Genomic DNA, 261 nt, shown 5'->3' with positions numbered 1-261 from the left:
CAGGAGTAGGATTAAATCAATCAGTGGTATTTTGATTAATTAAGAAAATATAGCAAGAAAAAGTATCTTTACCAAGAAATGATCACAAAAACTAAATTAATACAAATAAACTTCAACATTTGATTTTAGGTGCTGTAAATGGCAAATTAGGCTTATCGAGTGAGCTTAACAATTAGAATCAAGGAGATTTTAAATGGCTTTTGAACTAGCACCTTTACCTTACGATTATGATAGCCTTTCGCCTTATATGTCACGCGAAAC

Annotated in this window: 1 pseudogene; it reads left to right on the top strand. The window is 31.0% G+C overall.

Annotation, left to right across the window (positions count from 1 at the left end):
• Positions 1-193: 193 nt before the first annotated feature.
• Positions 194-261: pseudogene (locus ACFINS_RS10170) on the top strand (superoxide dismutase); the annotation flags it as partial.

The sequence above is a fragment of the Bartonella sp. AA2SXKL genome (assembly GCF_042197205.1).
In the GTDB taxonomy this organism is placed as follows: domain Bacteria; phylum Pseudomonadota; class Alphaproteobacteria; order Rhizobiales; family Rhizobiaceae; genus Bartonella.
The sequence above is the reverse complement of the archived record's forward strand: the minus strand, read 5'-3'. Positions and strand labels throughout refer to the sequence as shown.